Below are 16,488 nucleotides of genomic sequence, written 5' to 3' on the forward strand. Positions count from 1 at the left end.
CGGTCCTTTGGCTCCCGAAACGACGTGACGATGCCGCAGGAAGCGGCTATGGGAGGGCGCGCTTCGGCCCTCCCAAGTCATGTGGAACGTCGCATGGGGCCGTGACCTCGCTAGAATGGCGGATATGCCTGAATTCCTGTCCCTCTCCCGTGCCCGCTTCGTCCTTGCCTGCACCGTGCTCCTGAGCACGGCCGTGCTCGTCACCGGCGCTTTCGCGCAGGCCGGCCCGCCCGGACCGCCGCCTCAGCCCGGGCAAAACGGACTTGGGCCCAATCCGATGTGCGTGCGGCTCGAGGGCCAGCTCGCGGCACTCGACCGCGGCGGCGGCGACCCCGCTCGTGAGGAGCAGATCCGCCGTTACCAGGATTCCCAGGCCAGGCAGCAGGCCGAACTCGACCGCGTCACCATGCAGGCCAAGCGCATGGGCTGCGACTCCTCCGGCTTCTTCTCGCTGTTCAACGGCCAGTCGGCCCAATGCGGCCCGGTCAACACCCAGATCCAGCAGATGCGCGCCAATCTGGACCAGATCACCGGCAATCTTGAACGCCTGCGCGGCGGTGGCGGCGGCTACAGCCCGGAACGCGACAGCCAGCGCCGCTCGGTGCTCGTGGCGCTGGCGCAGAACAATTGCGGCCCGCAATACGCCAACGCCGCGCAAGGCCAAGGCGGCGGCAACTTCCTCAACAATCTGTTCGGCGGCAACAACGCCGGCAATCCGCAAGGTGTGCCGCCCTCCGATCTCGGGCCGCAATCCGGCACCTATCGCACCGTGTGCGTACGCACCTGCGACGGCGCCTATTTCCCGGTCTCGTTTGCCACCGTGCCGGCGCGCTTCCCCGACGACGAGAAGACCTGCAAGGCGTTGTGCCCGGCCGCGGAAGCCGTGCTCTACACCCATCGCAATCCCGGCGAGGACATGAATTCGGCGGTCTCGATCAGCGGCCAGTCCTACACGGCGCTGCCGACCGCCTTCAAATTCCGCAGCGAGTTCAACCCGTCCTGCTCCTGCAAGGCCGCCGGCCAGACCTGGGCGGACGCATTGAAATCCGCTGACGACAAGGCGACTGCCGAGCAGCAGGGCGACATCATCGTCACCGAGGAGAGCGCCAAGAAAATGCAGCAGCAGCGGCTCAACAAGGGCACGCCAGCGAACGCCAAAAAGGGCGCAGCTCCCGCGCCGACCACGGCGGCTGCACCGGCTGCGACGCCGGATACCGGCGCGGCTGCGTCGGGTTCAGACAACAAGCCGATCCGATCGGTCGGCCCGACCTTCCTGCCGCAGCAGCAGAAATAGTCGAAGCGGCTGGCTGCCGCCTCACACTCAGTTTCATGCCACGCGAAGGCGGGGAGGCAGATGTCGTATCCAACAATATCCGCCGCGGAGTACTGGATCATCCGCCTGCGCGGATGATGACGGCGGAATGCGCGATGACGGCGTCCGTCCAAGCACCGCGCCAGCAAGCACCCGCGCCCTCACCCCTCGAACGCGTCAATCGACGCCTTGCTGCCGCGCGAGACTAGCGTCTCGTCCGGCGCGGGCAGCTTCTCGCCCTTGTCGCGAAAGCGGTTGGTGATCGGATAACGCCGGTCGCGGCCGAAATTTCTCGGTGTCACCTTCACGCCGGGCGCGGCCTGGCGGCGCTTGTATTCGGCGACGTTGAGCAGATGGTCGATCCGGGTGACGGTCTCGCGATCGAAACCGGCGGCGATGATCTGATCGAGCGGCTCTTCGCGTTCGATCAGACGCTTCAGGATCGCGTCGAGCACGTCGTAAGGCGGCAGCGAGTCCTCATCACGCTGGTTCTCGCGCAATTCCGCGGACGGCGGCCGCGTGATGATGTCGGGCGGGATCACCTCCCCGGCCGGCCCGAGTGCGCCGTCGGGCTTCCAGCCGTTGCGCAGGGCCGCCAGCCGAAACACCTGTGACTTGTAGATGTCCTTTATCGGGTTGAAGCCGCCGTTCATGTCGCCATAGAGCGTGGCGTAGCCCACCGACATTTCCGACTTGTTGCCGGTTGTCACCACCATCAATCCGGTCTTGTTGGAGATCGCCATCAAGAGCGTGCCGCGGCTGCGGGCCTGAAGATTTTCCTCGGTGATGTCCGGCGGCAGGTTCTTGAAAAGGCCCGAGAGGATGGTCTCGAAGCCGGTCACGGCCTCCGCGATCGGCAGCACCTCGTAGCGAATGCCGAGATGGCCGGCGAGTTCGCCCGCATCGGCGATCGAATGTGCCGCGGTGTAGCGATACGGCAGCATCACGCCATGGACCTGGTCGGCGCCGAGCGCATCGACCGCGATCGCCGCACACAGCGCTGAATCGATGCCGCCGGAAATGCCGAGCAGCACGCCGGGAAAACCGTTCTTGACGACGTAGTCGCGCAGACCCAGCACGCAGGCGGCGTAGTCGGCCTTGTCGCCTTCGGGTTGTTCGGCGATCGGTCCAGCGCAACGCCAGTCGTCGCCGTTACGCGTGAAGCGCAGCGTGACGACGCTCTCCTCGAAGGACGTCAACTGTGCTGCGAGTGAGAGATCGCCGTTGAGCGCGAACGACGCGCCGTCGAATACCAACTCGTCCTGGCCGCCGACCTGGTTCAGATAGACCAGCGGCAGCCCGCTCTCGGTGACGCGCGCGACCGCGACCGACAGGCGCACATCATTCTTGTCGCGGGAGTAAGGCGACCCGTTCGGCACCAGGATGATCTCGGCGCCGGTCTCGGCCAGCGTCTCGACCACGTTCTCGTAATCCTCGGATTCTTCGAGCCAGATATCCTCGCAGATGGGGACGCCGATGCGCACGCCGCGCACGGTCAAGGGGCCCGCCGCAGGGCCGCGCGCAAACAACCGCTTTTCGTCGAACACGCCGTAATTCGGCAGATTGCATTTGAAGCGAAGGGCCGCGATGCGCCCGCCGTCGAGCAGCGCGCAGGCATTGTAGAGCTTGCCATCCTCGACCCAGGGCGTGCCGATCAGCATGGCCGGCCCGCCATCGTCGGTCTCGCGCGCCAGTGCCTCGATCGCGGCGCGGCAGGCCGCCTGGAAGGCCGGCTTTTGCACGAGGTCTTCCGGCGGATAGCCGGCGATGAACAATTCCGGAAACAGCACGAGATCGGCGCCGTCGGCGATGGCGCGCGCGCGAGCATCACGCGCCTTCGCGGCGTTGCCCTCGATGTCGCCCATGGTCGGATTGAGCTGGGCGAGCGTGACCGCGAATGCTTTGAGACGTTCGGTCATGGCCGCCGCGCTCCGATCAGATAAATCCCAGCCGCTCGATGATGGCGATGATCCAGAACGCGCCGGCCATCAGCAGCGCGACGCCGACCGCTGCCGAACCCATGTCCTTGACTCGGCCGATCTGCTTGTCGTGGTCCATGGTCAGCCGGTCGGCGAGCTTCTCGATCGCGGTGTTGAGCAGCTCGACGGTCAGCACGAAAGCGACCGAGCAGACCAGCTCGACCGCACGCATCGCGGTCGCGCCGACCAGCCAGGCCAGCGGCAGCGACAGCAGGAGCGCAAAGATCTCCTCGCGGACGGCCTGCTCCGATCGGAACGCAAAGGCCAGACCGTTACGGGAATTGATCGTGGCCTTCCAGATCCGCAGCAAGACCCTAGAGCCCCGCTGCGGCCGGCATCGGCGTGGCCTTGCCCGCGCGTTCCTGCTTGAGCAGCTCGGCAATCAGGAAAGCCATGTCGATGGACTGCTCGGCATTGAGCCGGGGATCGCAGACCGTGTGATAGCGGTCGTTGAGGTGCTCGTCCGTGATCGCGCGGGCGCCGCCGATGCACTCGGTGACGTCCTGCCCGGTCATCTCCAGATGCACGCCGCCGGCATGGGTGCCTTCGGCGGCATGGATCGTGAAGAACGACTTCACCTCCGACAGGATGCGGTCGAACGGCCGCGTCTTGTAGCCCGAGGTCGAGGTGATGGTGTTGCCGTGCATGGGGTCGCAGGACCAGACCACCACCTTGCCCTCGCGCTTCACGGCGCGGATCATGTTCGGCAGATGCTCGCCGACCTTGTCGGAGCCGAAGCGGCCGATCAGCGTCAGCCGGCCCGGCTCGTTGTCGGGGTTGAGCACGTCGATCAGCTTCAGGAGCTCGTCAGGCTTGAGCGACGGGCCGCATTTCAGCCCGATCGGGTTCTTGATGCCGCGGAAATATTCGATATGGCCGTGATCGAGCTGGCGGGTGCGGTCACCGATCCAGATCATGTGGCCCGAGGTCGCGTACCAGTCGCCGGTGGTGGAATCGACGCGGGTCAGGGCCTGCTCGTAGCCGAGCAGCAGCGCCTCGTGACTGGTGTAGAAATCGGTGGCGCGCAGCTCGGGGTGAGCCTCGAGATCGAGACCGCAGGCGCGCATGAAATTCAGTGCGTCGGAAATTCGGTCGGCCAGTTCCTTGTAGCGCCGGGACTGCGGACTATCCTTGAGGAAGCCGAGCATCCACTGATGCACGCTGCCGAGATTGGCGTAGCCGCCGGTGGCGAAGGCGCGCAGCAGGTTCAGCGTCGCGGCCGACTGGCGATAGGCCATCAGCTGGCGCTGCGGATCGGGGATGCGCGCTTCCTTGGTGAAGGCAATGTCGTTGACGATGTCGCCGCGATAGCTCGGAAGCTCGATGCCGTTGAGCTTCTCGGTCGGCGAGGACCGCGGCTTGGCGAACTGGCCGGCGACGCGCCCGACCTTCACCACCGGCACGGCGCCGGCATAGGTCAGCACCACCGCCATCTGCAGCAGCACGCGGAAGAAATCGCGGATGTTGTTGGCGCCGTGCTCGGCGAAGCTCTCGGCGCAGTCGCCGCCCTGCAGCAGGAACGCCTCGCCGGCCGCAACGCGCCCCAGCGCCTTCTTCAGGTTGCGTGCCTCGCCCGCAAACACCAGCGGCGGAAAGGTCGCAAGCTGCGCCTCGACGTCGGCCAGGGCCTTGGCGTCGGGATAATCGGGCACCTGTAGCACCGGCTTGCTGCGCCAGGACTCGGGCGTCCACCGCTCGGACATCGCAATCTCTCCGTGAAGCAAAAAGCACAACCTGATCTAGGGGTTGCGAGGGCCGCCTTATACACAGGCTGGCACGACATCGCCAGACGTAAATCCACCGCGAACGGCAAACCCTTGCGGGGAAAGCCAAATTCGCATTTGCTGGGCGGGCGAGGCAACTGGCAGGATACCTTGCGCCCATGAACGCGGCACCGGACGACGTTTTCATCGACGAGATCAATTTCCCGGCGACCGACGGGTATGCCCTGACCGGCACCCTGTTCCTGCCGCGCGGCACCAAACGCCATGCCGTCCTGATCAATTCCGCGACCGCCGTCCAACGAAAAATCTATCGCGGCTTTGCCTCCTATCTCGCCCATCGCGGCTGCGCGGTGCTCACCTACGACTATCGCGGCATCGGCGATTCCCGGCGTCCGGCGATGGTCGGCTATAACCAGCCGAAATCGCTGGTCGGCTTCAAGGCGTCGATGTCGGATTGGGCAGCACTCGACGTCACCGCCGCGGTCAGCTGGATGCGCGAGCGGTACAACACGCTGCCGCTGGCCTATGTCGGCCATTCCTTCGGCGGCCAGGCGCTGGGGCTGATCGCCAACAACAGCGAAATCTCGCGCGCCGCCTTCGTGGCCTCGCAGGCCGCGACCTGGCGGCTGATGACCTCGCCGGAGAAATACCGCGTCTTCGCCTTCATGAACCTGATCGGCGTCCGCTGGTTCACACGCTCGGCTACGCCCCGGGCTGGGCCGGCGTCGGCGAGGATCTGCCCAAGGGCGTCTTCCTGCAATGGGCCGAGTGGGTCTCAAGCCCGCGCTATCTCTTCGATTCAAAACTGCCGGCGCTGGCAAATTTTGCAAAGTTCAAGGGCGAGCTACGGGCGCTGTGCTTCTCAGACGACCCCTGGGCGACGCGGCCGGCGGTCGAACTGCTCGTGAGCGGGTTCACCGCGATCAAGCCGGAGGTGCTCGACGTCAAGCCCTCCGACGTCGGCGCCAGGGCGATCGGCCATTTCGGCTTCTTCCGCCCCGAACATCGCGACACGCTGTGGCGCGGGGTGGCGGAATGGGTTCAGGGCGAGTGAGACAGACTGGGTTGCTTGTGCAAGTGCTCTCGCTGAGCGGAGCATGGCGAGTGCGCCTCTCTCGTGTCCCGGACGCGCTGCAGCGTCCTTACGCTGCTGCGCTGAGCCAAGACCCAGCAACCCACAGCACGTGCTGTTGATGGGCACGCTCCTTCAATCCGCATCTCGCTCCGCAGACACAGATTTGTAGCCTCGCGGCGGATTTCGCCCGAGCTTTGCCTGATCTCTTCACCCTCCTGAATGGAGAGGGCGCAGGGAAGACCGGGTGCCGGCCGGACACCCACGGTCCACTGTGCGAATCCTGCGTCACAAAAAGCTGCACAGCGGCATACAGGTGGAGCCGAACATCCGGCCTTCCCTGCGCAGTGGTTTTACGGCTTATGTCGTGATCTCCCCGGGGAGCGTTGCACTATTGCCCCCGTCGCCTTGCGGATGGCTGATGCGCTTGCCCGGTTGAGCAAGACACATCACCACAAGGCTTGGCGCACAGACCCCGGGCGCCAGGACCACACGATTTTGCCGTACGCCGATCACACCGGTCGTGTGCGCCAGGTGCTTCGCTCACGGTTGCCCGCCCTGCGAAATCCTTGGCGCCGATGTGACTGACGTCCACCGCCACCCGGCCCGCGTTTCGTGACGATCGCGATACGCCCCTCTTCGTTGGGCCGGGATGCAGCAACACTACGTTATATCCGAATTTCGGTAAAGTGGAATATTTTCGGCGGCGCGCGTTGACCCAGGGCTCGCGTGTTTTGCCTGCCGGGCAGCACAAGGGATTGTAGATATCGCGACGAGTTCCTAATTCTGCTCCCTTTAAAGCTGCTTCAAAGCTGCTTCGTCTGAAGCCAGCCCCGGATCCCTGCAACCAGCTCGGTTTTGCGTTCGACCGGAAGCCAATGCGCTCCGGCCAGATTGATGATGGTCAGGTCCGGACAGGCAGCGCGCATCGGATCGCCCATCGCGTTGCCATTGATGGTATTGATCGCATCGTATTCGCCGTTGACGAACAGCACCGGCGACGTCAGCCTTCCACCATCCGGTGCCCGGCGCGCGTAAGCGATATTGGCTTCATCGTTGAGATACCACGCGCAGGGTGCGCGAAAACCATGTGCTGAGAACGTGCGCACGAGAACATCGAAGTCTGCCTGCGGCCATAAGGCCGGGTCGGGCTTGGTCGGCGGAGCGCGGTGGGCAGCGCCGAAGCGTCCACCCTTGCGCGTTACGCTCGCATTAGGGGACGGCTTGTTCACCGCGCCGGGATCGTCGCGCCGGAGGACGCCTGCCCCCTCATCTTAAGTCAGGGCGCCTCGTTGCATTATCCTCTTGGTCGTGCTGTGTCATGCACGACCAGGACCACACGATTTTGCCGACGCCGATCAGACGTGCGCGGGGTCGCATCCTGCCCAGAACCTGCCTTTTTGTGCTCGGCACAAAAACTTTCCGCGCAGTGGGCCGTTGGACCGCGTGCGTCACCTTTCAGATGGAACATAGGATGCTTGGCAGGTCTGACGGCATTTGGTTGAACGAGCCGAAGCAATGGTCTGAAAAGGACAACGTCCTCGAAATGGTCACGGACCATGCCACTGACTTTTGGCGCGAAACTCATTACGGCTTCATCCGCGACAGCGGGCATTTTCTTGGTTTTCCGGCCGGCGCTGCGTTCACGGCCGAACTCCGCGTCCGAGGTGTTTTCGAAACGCTCTACGATCAAGCAGGCCTCATGGTGCGTGTGGACGAACGCTGCTGGCTCAAGGCCGGGATCGAGTTTGCGGATGGGCACGCGATGTTATCGAGCGTGCTGACCGACGGGCGATCGGACTGGGCGACGGCGCCCTATCAGCACGATGCCGGTGACTTCCGCTTGCGTATTACGGTTGCGCGCGGCGTCCTTCGTTTGCAGTCTTCGAACGATGGCAAGACATGGCCTCTCATGCGGCTTGCGCCATTCGCAGAGAGCTCTTCCTATCTCGTTGGACCTATGGCTTGCACGCCGGAGCGGTCCGGGCTCGCGGTCGCATTTTCAGATTTTCGGCTGACGCCGCCACTCGGCAAGGATCTTCACGATCTGCAATAGGCGCAAGTCAGGCCGACAGCCGATTAATGAGTCGCGGCCCTACCGGATGATCGTCGTCAGCGACGAGTAACGCCTGTTCGGCTTGACCTCGCCCGCCGAGAACTGCGCGAAGGCATCGCTGACGCGGGCGGCCGGCGTGGTGCTTGCTGCGAAGCGGAATTCCTGCGGTCGCGGCGCGTAGAAACTGGCGCGGAAATAGGTGTCGTCGAAGCGTGCCTCGCCGACCCCGAACAATGCGTCGCAGACGAACAGGAGCGCGTAGACTCCCGCGAGCGCAGCGACGACCTCCTTGAGAACTGACATGTTGATGCCCCACCCTTTTGCGGGATGAATGCACGCCGGTTCCAAAGCCGAGGTTTAAGGCCGCGCGGTTGTTAATTGCGGGGTTTGCGGCGGCTGATCGGATTGCTGACAATTTTAGCGATCTCGAATCGATCCTGCCTGACCGGGTCAGGGCGGGCCGGGATCTTGAGATCGGTCAACAGACGGCCGGGTTCGTCCGCACCGCTGGATCGGCTCGCTTGCTCCGGATTTCCAGCGGTGCCGTGCTCTCCTCTCGAAAATACCGCCTGTTAATTCTCTCGTGATCAGGTGCGGTATCGGACATCAGGATCGGCCCGGACCCGGCCGCGCGAGCCACCCCGGAGCCTCGACCATGCAATCACGGCCTTCCGACCGCGGCCAGCACGACAATGTCACGCTCTCCGAACTCCTGAGCGCCCTGAGCTACGCGCTCGACCTGACCGAGGGACAGCCGGCGGGACATTGTGTGCGTTGCAGCCGCATCGGCGTCGAAATCGGCAGGCACATCGGTCTTGGCGAGCACGAGATCACAGAGCTGTATTACGTGCTGCTGCTAAAGGATCTCGGCTGCAGCAGCAATGCCGCGCGCATCTGCGAGCTGTATCTGACCGACGATCTCACCTTCAAGCAGGACTTCAAGCTGATCGACGGCAGCCTGTCTCAGGCGCTGCGCTTCGTGCTCAGCCATACCGGCCTGAAGGCCGGATTGGCCGAACGGTTCCGCGCCATCGTCAACATCTTTCAGAACGGCGGCGAGATCGCGCGCGAGCTGATCGAGACCCGCTGCCACCGCGGCGCGGACATCGCCCGCAAGATGCGTTTCTCCGAGCCGGTCGCCGAAGGCATCAAGAATCTGGATGAGCACTGGGATGGAAGCGGCAAACCCCTTGGCTTGTCCGGCGCTGCCATTCCGATCTATTCGCGGATCGCCCTGCTGGCGCAGGTCGTCGATGTCTTCCACGTCGCGAACGGACCCGAGGCCGCGCTTCGCGAAGCGAAGAACCGGTCGGGGATATGGTTCGATCCCGATCTGGTTGCGGCTTTCGAGCGCGTGGCGGCAAGCCCCGCTTTGCTGGACATGCGCGGCACCGATGGCGGTCGGGAGTGCGCGAATTCCCACGCGCCGGCCCAAGCGAGCCTGCCGATCGACGAGGACTATCTCGACGACATTGCAGCCGCCTTCGCCCAGGTGGTGGATTCCAAGAGCCCTTACACCAGCGGTCACAGCGAGCGCGTGACGCTGTTCACGGACATGATCGCCGAGGAGCTGATGTTCAGCGCCGAGCAGCGGCGCAAGCTCAAGCGTGCCGCGCTGCTGCACGACATCGGCAAGCTCGGCGTGAGCAACGCCATCCTGGACAAGCCGGGCAAGCTGGACGACGCCGAATGGGAGATCATGAGGATGCATTCGGCGTATTCCGAGGCCATCCTGTCACGCGTCGGCGCTTTCCGCGACCTCGCTCCGATCGCGGCCGCGCATCATGAGCGGCTGGACGGCAAGGGATATCCGCGCGGCCTCCAAGCAGACCAGATCAGCCTGGAAACCCGCCTGATCACGACCGCTGACATATTCGACGCGCTGACGGCCGACCGCCCCTATCGTGCCGCCATGTCCATCACGAAAGCTCTGGGGATCATGTCCGGAATGGTCGGCACCCAGATCGATGCAAGCTGTTTTGCAGCGCTTCAGCGCGCGCTGGGGCGGATCCACGGAACCCTGGCGGCGTGACGGCCGGAAGGGCCCTTCCCTCATCCGGCCGCATCGTCACCTGTCTGTCCATCATCACGTCTGAAAGGTTTTCCGCGCGAGTTCAGCCGTGGCCGGCTTCCTTGCGATGACCGCTCTCGCTGAGGCGGTCGACCCAGGCGATGCCCACCGCCGAGATGATGAAGGTGAGATGGATCAGCACCTGCCACATCACGCCGGTCTCGGTGAAATTGCTGCGCGTGGTGCCGAGATTGCCGGCCTCGATGAAGGTCCTGAGCAGCGAAATCGATGAGATGCCGATGATCGCCATCGCGAGCTTGATCTTGAGCACGCTGGCATTGACGTGGCTGAGCCATTCCGGCTCGTCGGGGTGGCCGGTCAGGTTCAGCCGGGACACGAAGGTCTCGTAACCGCCGACGATCACCATGATCAGGAGGTTGGAGATCATGACGACGTCGATCAGCCCGAGCACGACCAGCATGATCTGCTGCTCGCTCGCGTCGAAGGAGTGCGCGACGAGGTGCCAGAGCTCCTTCAGGAACAGCAGCACGTAGACGGCCTGCGCGACGATCAGGCCGATGTAGAGCGGAAACTGCAGCCAGCGCGAGCCGAAGATGAGCTGGGCAAATACGCCGAGGCGCGGCGGCACGGGCTGCGCCGAAGGTGCTTTGGGGTCGGACGTCATGGACTACTCCGGATTGTAAAAGTATCGCCTCAGAGACTCGCGATGACGGGTGCGAGCTCGAGCGAGCCCCGATAAATCATCTCGAAGGCGACGTAAATGATGATGGCGAGGCCGACATAGGCGATCCAGCGCTGCTTCTGCAACACGCGGCCGAGCAGGTCGGCGGCGACGCCCATCAAGGCGACCGACAGCAACAGGCCGAAGGCGAGAATGTAGGGATGTTCGCGCGCGGCGCCGGCGACCGCAAGGACGTTGTCGAGCGACATCGAGACGTCGGCCGCGATGATCTGCACCGCAGCCTGGCCGAAGGTCTTGCGCTGCGCCGGCGCAGCCCCCGCGCCGCCGCCATGGCTGAATGCGAGTTCTTTCGAATGCGCGGCCTGCTCGCGCAGCTCGCGCCACATCTTCCAGCACACCCAGAGCAGCAGCACGCCGCCGGCGAGCAACAGGCCGATGACCTGCAGGAGCTGGGTCGCCACGCCCGCGAAGACGATGCGCAGCACGGTGGCGGCGGCGATGCCGACGATGATGGCGCGGCGGCGCTGCTCGGCCGGCAATCCCGCCGCGGCAAGGCCGATGACGACGGCATTGTCGCCGGCGAGTACGAGGTCGATCAGGACGACTTGAAGCAGTGCGGTGAGCGCTTCGGGTGTGATGAATTCAAACATGTTCGATCATTTTTTGGGCGCGGTCGGATCGAGCCAATGCGGCTTCTTTCGCTCGACCCAATCCAGGACTTTCGAACGCGACGAACGCAGCGCAGGCACGTCCTCGGCGAGCAGCGCGAGGCCGAGCGGCAGCATCCAGACGCCGAGAATCGGCAGGAAGGAAAGCACGCCGCCGGCAATGAGCAGCGCACCCGAGGGAATTCTGACCCAACGGTTCGATGGCTTGAGCAGGTAGGTGACGGTGTCACCCATGCGTGGCGGCAGCCGATCGACGAGCTTGTCGAGGCGCGGGTCACCGCCGGCCAGTTCGCCGGCGGAACCTGCGGCCTCGTTGCGACGCTCGTCGGATGCTGCGCTCATGCTTATTCCTCTGTCGCCAGGGGCTGTTCGAGGCGCTCCTTAGGCGGGTTGACCGGCTTTGCGCGAGGCAGCACCAGCGTCAACAGGCGCAACAATTTGATCGCCTGCACTTCATGGGGATGGACGTCCTCGTCCGCCGCAGCAACGCGCTCCGACAGTTCGATCAGATGGGCCGACAGCGGCAGGTTCGAAACCGGCCGCAGCGTGTCGATCACGACATTGGCGAAATCCGGCTCTTCGAGCCGCTCGGCGAGTTCGTCGAACATGGCATAGAGCCGTTCCTCCGGAATGTGCGGCGCCAGCTTGCGGTCCCGGACGAAACGGATCACCTCGTCGCGCTCGACCGGCGAAACGCGCCGGTCGGCAACCGCGACCAGCGCGCCCACGATCACCAGCGCGGCGGCAGCCTGCTCGTTCAGGCTGGACGGTTCCGTGATCTCAAGTTCGAGGGGATTTAAACTCTTGGCGTCAGTCATCGTTGCTCCTCAATTCGCGAAATGACCGCGCGGAGCTGCGATGGGGACAAATGGTCGGAGAGAACGTACGAGGCCCGACAATCGGCCAATCCATCGCATTCGCGCGGGACAGGTCATCCGACATCGCGAGGTTTGCCGACTTGGTCGGCGTCCTCGCCAGAGGGGCCCGGATTCTTGTTCGTACCAGAGATAGAGGTGGGTCTGGCGGAATCAAGGCGGCGCGGCTGCGACCAGCCGCCGCATCGGTTCCATAGCGGGCAGCCTGACGGATCCAGCCACGTGTTTGCCCCTCTGCATTGCCCGCTCAGGACCACCGACTTTGCCGACGGTCGGCTCGCAACGTCTAACAATCACTAACGGGCCAACGATCCGATTAGGGTGCAGATTACCGTGCAGGCGCCCCGCCGGGTCGGGGAATACGCATCCGCGATCGAGGAAACCGATGGCTCGTCTGCTCTCCCTCAATGTCGGCCTGCCGCGCGATGTCGCCTGGAAAGGCAGGACCGTCCATACCGGAATCTGGAAGACTCCCGTCGCGGGCCCGCGCCGGGCACGCCGGCTCAACATCGACGGCGACGGCCAGGGCGATACGGCGGGTCACGGCGGCGAGCAGCGCGCCGTCTTCGTCTACCAGGACGAGTCGTATCGATACTGGCAGAAACATCTCGGCCGTTCCGACCTCGTTCATGGTCAATTCGGCGAGAATTTCACCGTCGAAGGCCTGGCCGACACCGAGGTCTGCATCGGTGATCGCTACAGGATCGGATCGGCCCTGTTCGAGGTCACGCAGCCGCGCGTCACCTGCTACCGGCTCGGCATTCGCATGGACGAGCCCGATATGCCCGCGCTGCTCGTCAAGCACGGCCGGCCGGGCTTCTACTTCCGTGTCATCGAGGAAGGCGACGTCGAGGCCGGCGACGAGATCGTGCAGGTCGAACGCGGTCCGGAAGGCATGAGCGTCGCCGAGATCGATGCGCTGCTTTACCTGCCGCCTCATCCGCGCGACCGGCTCGCGCGCGCGCTGAAAATTCCGGCGCTGAGCCCCGGCTGGAATCACTCCTTTGCGGCGCTGCTCGCGCAGTCAGGCAGCACCGCCGCGGGCAACACCGGGCTCGGCCCAACCGCCGGCACGGCGCCGGCCTGGCGCGGCTTCCGCCCGTTCCGGGTGACGCGCAAGGTCGCCGAAAGCGCCAGCGTGACCTCGCTGATCCTCGAGCCCGCGGATGGACAGCCGTTGGCGGCCGCCCTGCCCGGTCAATTCGTGGTCGTGCGGCTGGGGCCATCCGCGATGACGCGCAGCTATTCGCTGTCGAGCCGCGCCGACGCCACATCCTATCGCATCAGCATCAAGCGGGAGGCGCACGGCGCGGCCAGCTTCTACGTCGCCGACACGATCCAGGCCGGCGATATCGTGCCGCTCGGTGCGCCGCGCGGCAGCTTCACGCTCAAATCCGGTGCGCGGCCCGTGGTGCTGCTGAGCGCGGGCATCGGCGTGACGCCGGTGCTCGCCATGCTGCAGGCGCTGGCCGCGGAACACACGACGCGCGACGTCTGGTGGCTGCATGGCACGCGCAACGGCCGCGAGCATCCGTTCGCAGCCGAAGCGCGCGGACTTCTTGCAGGGTTGGCCCATCATCACAGCCATGTCTGCTTCAGCGCACCCGATCCGGCCGACCGTCCCGGAGCCGACTACGACAGTGCAGGTCGTCTGGATCGGCAGCGGCTCCAGATGCTGGACATTCCCAGGGACGGCGATTTCTATCTCTGCGGACCGGCGGCCTTCATGAGCGATCTCACCACCGGCCTCGCCGCGCTGGGCATCGCGCCCGATCGCATTCACACCGAGCTGTTCGGCAGCAGGCCCTCGCTGACACCGGGTATCGCGGCCGCGCCGAAGACGCCTCCACATCAGCCGGCCGGAGCGCGCGGCCCGGGTCCGATGGTGTCGTTCACCCGCAGCGGCCTCAATGTCTGCTGGGGACCCTCCTACGCCAGCCTGCTCGAACTCGCCGAGGCATGCGATGTCCCGGTGCGCTGGTCGTGCCGGACGGGGGTGTGCCACAACTGCGAGAGCGGGCTCGTGGCCGGAGAGGTCCGCTACGCGCCGGATCCGCTCGACCCGCCGGCGCAGGGAAACCTGCTGATCTGCTGCGCACGACCAGAAGGCGACGTCGTGATCGATCTCTAGAGATGAACCAGCAATAGACATGGGGTGTCCGATGCGAACCGACATCATGCCGGGAGTGGCCTTCCCGGATTACGAACTCAGCGACCACTCCGCAAAGCACCGCAAGCTCTCCGAGCTGCAGGGCGACGATCCCATGATCGTCGTGCTCGGCCGCGGCGGATTCTGCCCGAAGGATCGTCGCCAGACCGAAGGGCTGGTTCAGCTCCATCGCGAGATGGAGGTCGGCTATTGCCGGCTGGTCACGATCACCACCGACACCATCACCGAGACCAACGAATATCGCAGCGGCGCCGGCGCGCACTGGACCTTCCTCTCGGACCCCAGGCGGATCGTCCAGAAGGACCTCGACATCGCCGAATACACCGATCCCCTCCACAATCCGATGATCCCGCATGTCGTCGTGCTCGAGCCCCGCCTCGTCATTCACAAGATCTACAACGGCTACTGGTTCTTCGGGCGACCGACCATGGAGGAGCTGCGCCAGGACCTCAGGGCCGTCAGCATGAAGTGCCGCCCGGATTGGGACATCACAGCGCCCGGCTTCAAGGCGCTCTGGGACCAGGGCCGCAAGGAGCATTTTTATCCCTACGGCAAGGCTTATCGCGACACGCTCAGTGGCCGGGACTAGGGAGTGTACTCGCAAAGTTCAGCTCAGCAACGTAAAGCGGAAGTCTCCGACCCTGAACGTGTTCGGCGGATTGTGACCCAAAGCGGCCCACCACCGTCTAATCAGGGGGCGGGTGCAGTTCATGCCATTTTGCGCGAGCGGTGTCCGCTGATCCGCCGCGCCGTATTTCATCCTCTCTGAAACCTCTCCAATACCGGTAGGTGCAATATAGCCCGCACAGCCAAAGGAAGGCGAAAAACAGAACAAGGGCGGTAAGGAAGCTTTTCACAAGCTCGATTGGATCGAGAATCTTCAGCAAGAAAATCAAGGCGAGACATGCAACTCCAGCAACCGTAAAGCCGCGCACTCGAAGCCGCCAAATTCGGACTTCCTTTGAAGCAGTCATCGCTCTTCCTGCAGGGTACGTACGCTTTCTCGCCTAATGGCCCTGCGGCTTTCGTCTTCTATCCGGGGGCGACTGAGATGTCTCGTGAGTCGCCCTTCAGCGCCCCATCCGCGCCGCCTCGCGATGGGGGCCAACAGGAGGCAGACCAGGTTCAAAGCAATCAGCGCGATCAGTAGATAGAGGCCGTAAAACACGAAAATGTAGGACGCGCCCCCGACGATAAGGAAGAGCAGAACGGTGGGTGGGATTTTGATGCCAAACATGCTCACCATGGTAACACAAAGTCGCCTAGGCGTTTGACCCAAGGCGCACGTCGCCTTGATCTAGGAGCCGCCCTTCGTCGATGCAATTTCACGGCGCACAGCGTTCCCCAAATCTATACTCAGGCGTGCCCTTGCCTCCGATGGATCTTGAGCCTGCGCGACGAACGGCACCTTCGGCAGAACAATGGTAAGCACCCGCAAAATAGCGCCTTGCTCCAATGATTGTCCCTCATCGTTAGGATCGTCCGGGGTGAGAGCCATCTTCTTCATTCTCTCCCAGATACCGGCGGTGTGGTCCTCCAACGCCACAATCGCTTCCTGCATCTGCTCGTCGGTAAAGAACGTGCCCATAAGAGAGTCTCCGCGCGCAATTTAGACAGGATAACGCCACTTCAGAGCGCGCCGCAGGACAAGCAAGGCCACGATGACTGCACCAACAGTGAACCACACGAAGAGCGGCACCGGTGATTGATGGTGGATGTGGGCTATGTACATCACAAGTGCCAACAGAACGAGCACCAGCGCGTTCGACAACCAATAAAAGGGCGAGCGCAAGAGTCCGGTTGACGCAAGTTCTGTAGCCCTTTCAGTCGCCCGCCTAGGACGTGGACTCAAACCGCACCCATAGGCGGGTTGCGGCTAACAATACGGCGGCCAGGAAATTGCGAGCGGTCTTGTCGT

15 protein-coding genes and 1 pseudogene are annotated in these 16,488 nt (G+C 64.1%); 6 read left to right on the plus strand and 10 right to left on the minus strand.

What is annotated here, in order from left to right:
* Positions 1-115 precede the first annotated feature (115 nt).
* Positions 116-1,294, plus strand: a complete 1,179-nt coding sequence (locus JQ580_RS08330) for a DUF2865 domain-containing protein (protein WP_212279148.1) — start codon at positions 116-118, stop codon at positions 1,292-1,294.
* Positions 1,295-1,473: 179 nt separating this feature from the next.
* Here the strand turns inward: JQ580_RS08330 and JQ580_RS08335 are convergent, their stop codons facing one another.
* The 3 genes from JQ580_RS08335 to JQ580_RS08345 are packed head-to-tail and all read right to left on the minus strand — an operon-like array spanning position 1,474 to position 4,994.
* Entirely contained in the window at positions 1,474-3,231 is a 1,758-nt protein-coding gene (locus JQ580_RS08335; RefSeq protein WP_212279149.1) for an NAD+ synthase, read from the minus strand.
* 16 nt (positions 3,232-3,247) lie between these two features.
* Positions 3,248-3,601: a diacylglycerol kinase gene (locus JQ580_RS08340; RefSeq protein WP_094974787.1), complete on the minus strand. Its 354-nt coding sequence runs from the start codon at positions 3,599-3,601 to the stop codon at positions 3,248-3,250.
* A 4-nt stretch (positions 3,602-3,605) separates the two neighbouring features.
* Entirely contained in the window at positions 3,606-4,994 is a 1,389-nt protein-coding gene (locus tag JQ580_RS08345; protein WP_212279150.1) for a class II 3-deoxy-7-phosphoheptulonate synthase, read from the minus strand.
* 179 nt (positions 4,995-5,173) lie between these two features.
* On the opposite strand from JQ580_RS08345, the pseudogene JQ580_RS08350 reads away from it, so the two are divergent.
* Positions 5,174-6,069: pseudogene (locus JQ580_RS08350) on the plus strand (alpha/beta hydrolase family protein).
* A gap of 824 nt (positions 6,070-6,893) precedes the next feature.
* Here JQ580_RS08350 and JQ580_RS08355 read toward each other — a convergent pair.
* Positions 6,894-7,319: an alpha/beta fold hydrolase gene (locus JQ580_RS08355; protein ID WP_249133968.1), complete on the minus strand. Its 426-nt coding sequence runs from the start codon at positions 7,317-7,319 to the stop codon at positions 6,894-6,896.
* 242 nt (positions 7,320-7,561) lie between these two features.
* On the opposite strand from JQ580_RS08355, the gene JQ580_RS08360 reads away from it, so the two are divergent.
* The gene (locus JQ580_RS08360; RefSeq protein ID WP_409363198.1) at positions 7,562-8,143 is read left to right on the plus strand and encodes a DUF1349 domain-containing protein; all 582 of its coding nucleotides are present in this window, start codon (positions 7,562-7,564) and stop codon (positions 8,141-8,143) included.
* A gap of 39 nt (positions 8,144-8,182) precedes the next feature.
* Here JQ580_RS08360 and JQ580_RS08365 read toward each other — a convergent pair whose 3' ends face one another.
* Positions 8,183-8,446: a hypothetical protein gene (locus JQ580_RS08365; protein ID WP_212279151.1), complete on the minus strand. Its 264-nt coding sequence runs from the start codon at positions 8,444-8,446 to the stop codon at positions 8,183-8,185.
* Between the two features lie 352 nt (positions 8,447-8,798).
* On the opposite strand from JQ580_RS08365, the gene JQ580_RS08370 reads away from it, so the two are divergent.
* Entirely contained in the window at positions 8,799-10,175 is a 1,377-nt protein-coding gene (locus tag JQ580_RS08370; protein WP_212279152.1) for an HD-GYP domain-containing protein, read from the plus strand.
* Positions 10,176-10,257: 82 nt separating this feature from the next.
* Here JQ580_RS08370 and JQ580_RS08375 read toward each other — a convergent pair whose 3' ends face one another.
* Genes JQ580_RS08375 through JQ580_RS08390 form a run of 4 tightly spaced genes read right to left on the minus strand, consistent with a single transcriptional unit; the run spans position 10,258 to position 12,343 of the window.
* Positions 10,258-10,839 (minus strand): TIGR00645 family protein, encoded by a 582-nt coding sequence (locus JQ580_RS08375; RefSeq protein ID WP_106950412.1) that lies wholly within the window; start codon positions 10,837-10,839, stop codon positions 10,258-10,260.
* Between the two features lie 29 nt (positions 10,840-10,868).
* Positions 10,869-11,507, minus strand: a complete 639-nt coding sequence (locus JQ580_RS08380; RefSeq protein WP_212279153.1) for a TerC family protein — start codon at positions 11,505-11,507, stop codon at positions 10,869-10,871.
* 6 nt (positions 11,508-11,513) lie between these two features.
* A complete protein-coding gene (locus JQ580_RS08385; protein WP_212279154.1) occupies positions 11,514-11,867 on the minus strand; it encodes a hypothetical protein in 354 nt (117 codons plus the stop codon).
* Between the two features lie 2 nt (positions 11,868-11,869).
* Entirely contained in the window at positions 11,870-12,343 is a 474-nt protein-coding gene (locus JQ580_RS08390; protein WP_212279155.1) for a tellurite resistance TerB family protein, read from the minus strand.
* A gap of 442 nt (positions 12,344-12,785) precedes the next feature.
* Here JQ580_RS08390 and JQ580_RS08395 point away from each other — a divergent pair, with 442 nt between their 5' ends.
* The gene (locus JQ580_RS08395; RefSeq protein ID WP_212279156.1) at positions 12,786-14,531 is read left to right on the plus strand and encodes an MOSC and FAD-binding oxidoreductase domain-containing protein; all 1,746 of its coding nucleotides are present in this window, start codon (positions 12,786-12,788) and stop codon (positions 14,529-14,531) included.
* 31 nt (positions 14,532-14,562) lie between these two features.
* A complete protein-coding gene (locus JQ580_RS08400) occupies positions 14,563-15,159 on the plus strand; it encodes a redoxin domain-containing protein (protein WP_212279157.1) in 597 nt (198 codons plus the stop codon).
* A gap of 708 nt (positions 15,160-15,867) precedes the next feature.
* Here the strand turns inward: JQ580_RS08400 and JQ580_RS08405 are convergent.
* Positions 15,868-16,158 (minus strand): hypothetical protein, encoded by a 291-nt coding sequence (locus JQ580_RS08405; protein WP_212279158.1) that lies wholly within the window; start codon positions 16,156-16,158, stop codon positions 15,868-15,870.
* Positions 16,159-16,488 lie beyond the last annotated feature (330 nt).

Origin of the sequence: Bradyrhizobium sp. SZCCT0148 (assembly GCF_018129985.1) — a bacterium.
Lineage (GTDB): Bacteria > Pseudomonadota > Alphaproteobacteria > Rhizobiales > Xanthobacteraceae > Bradyrhizobium > Bradyrhizobium japonicum_H.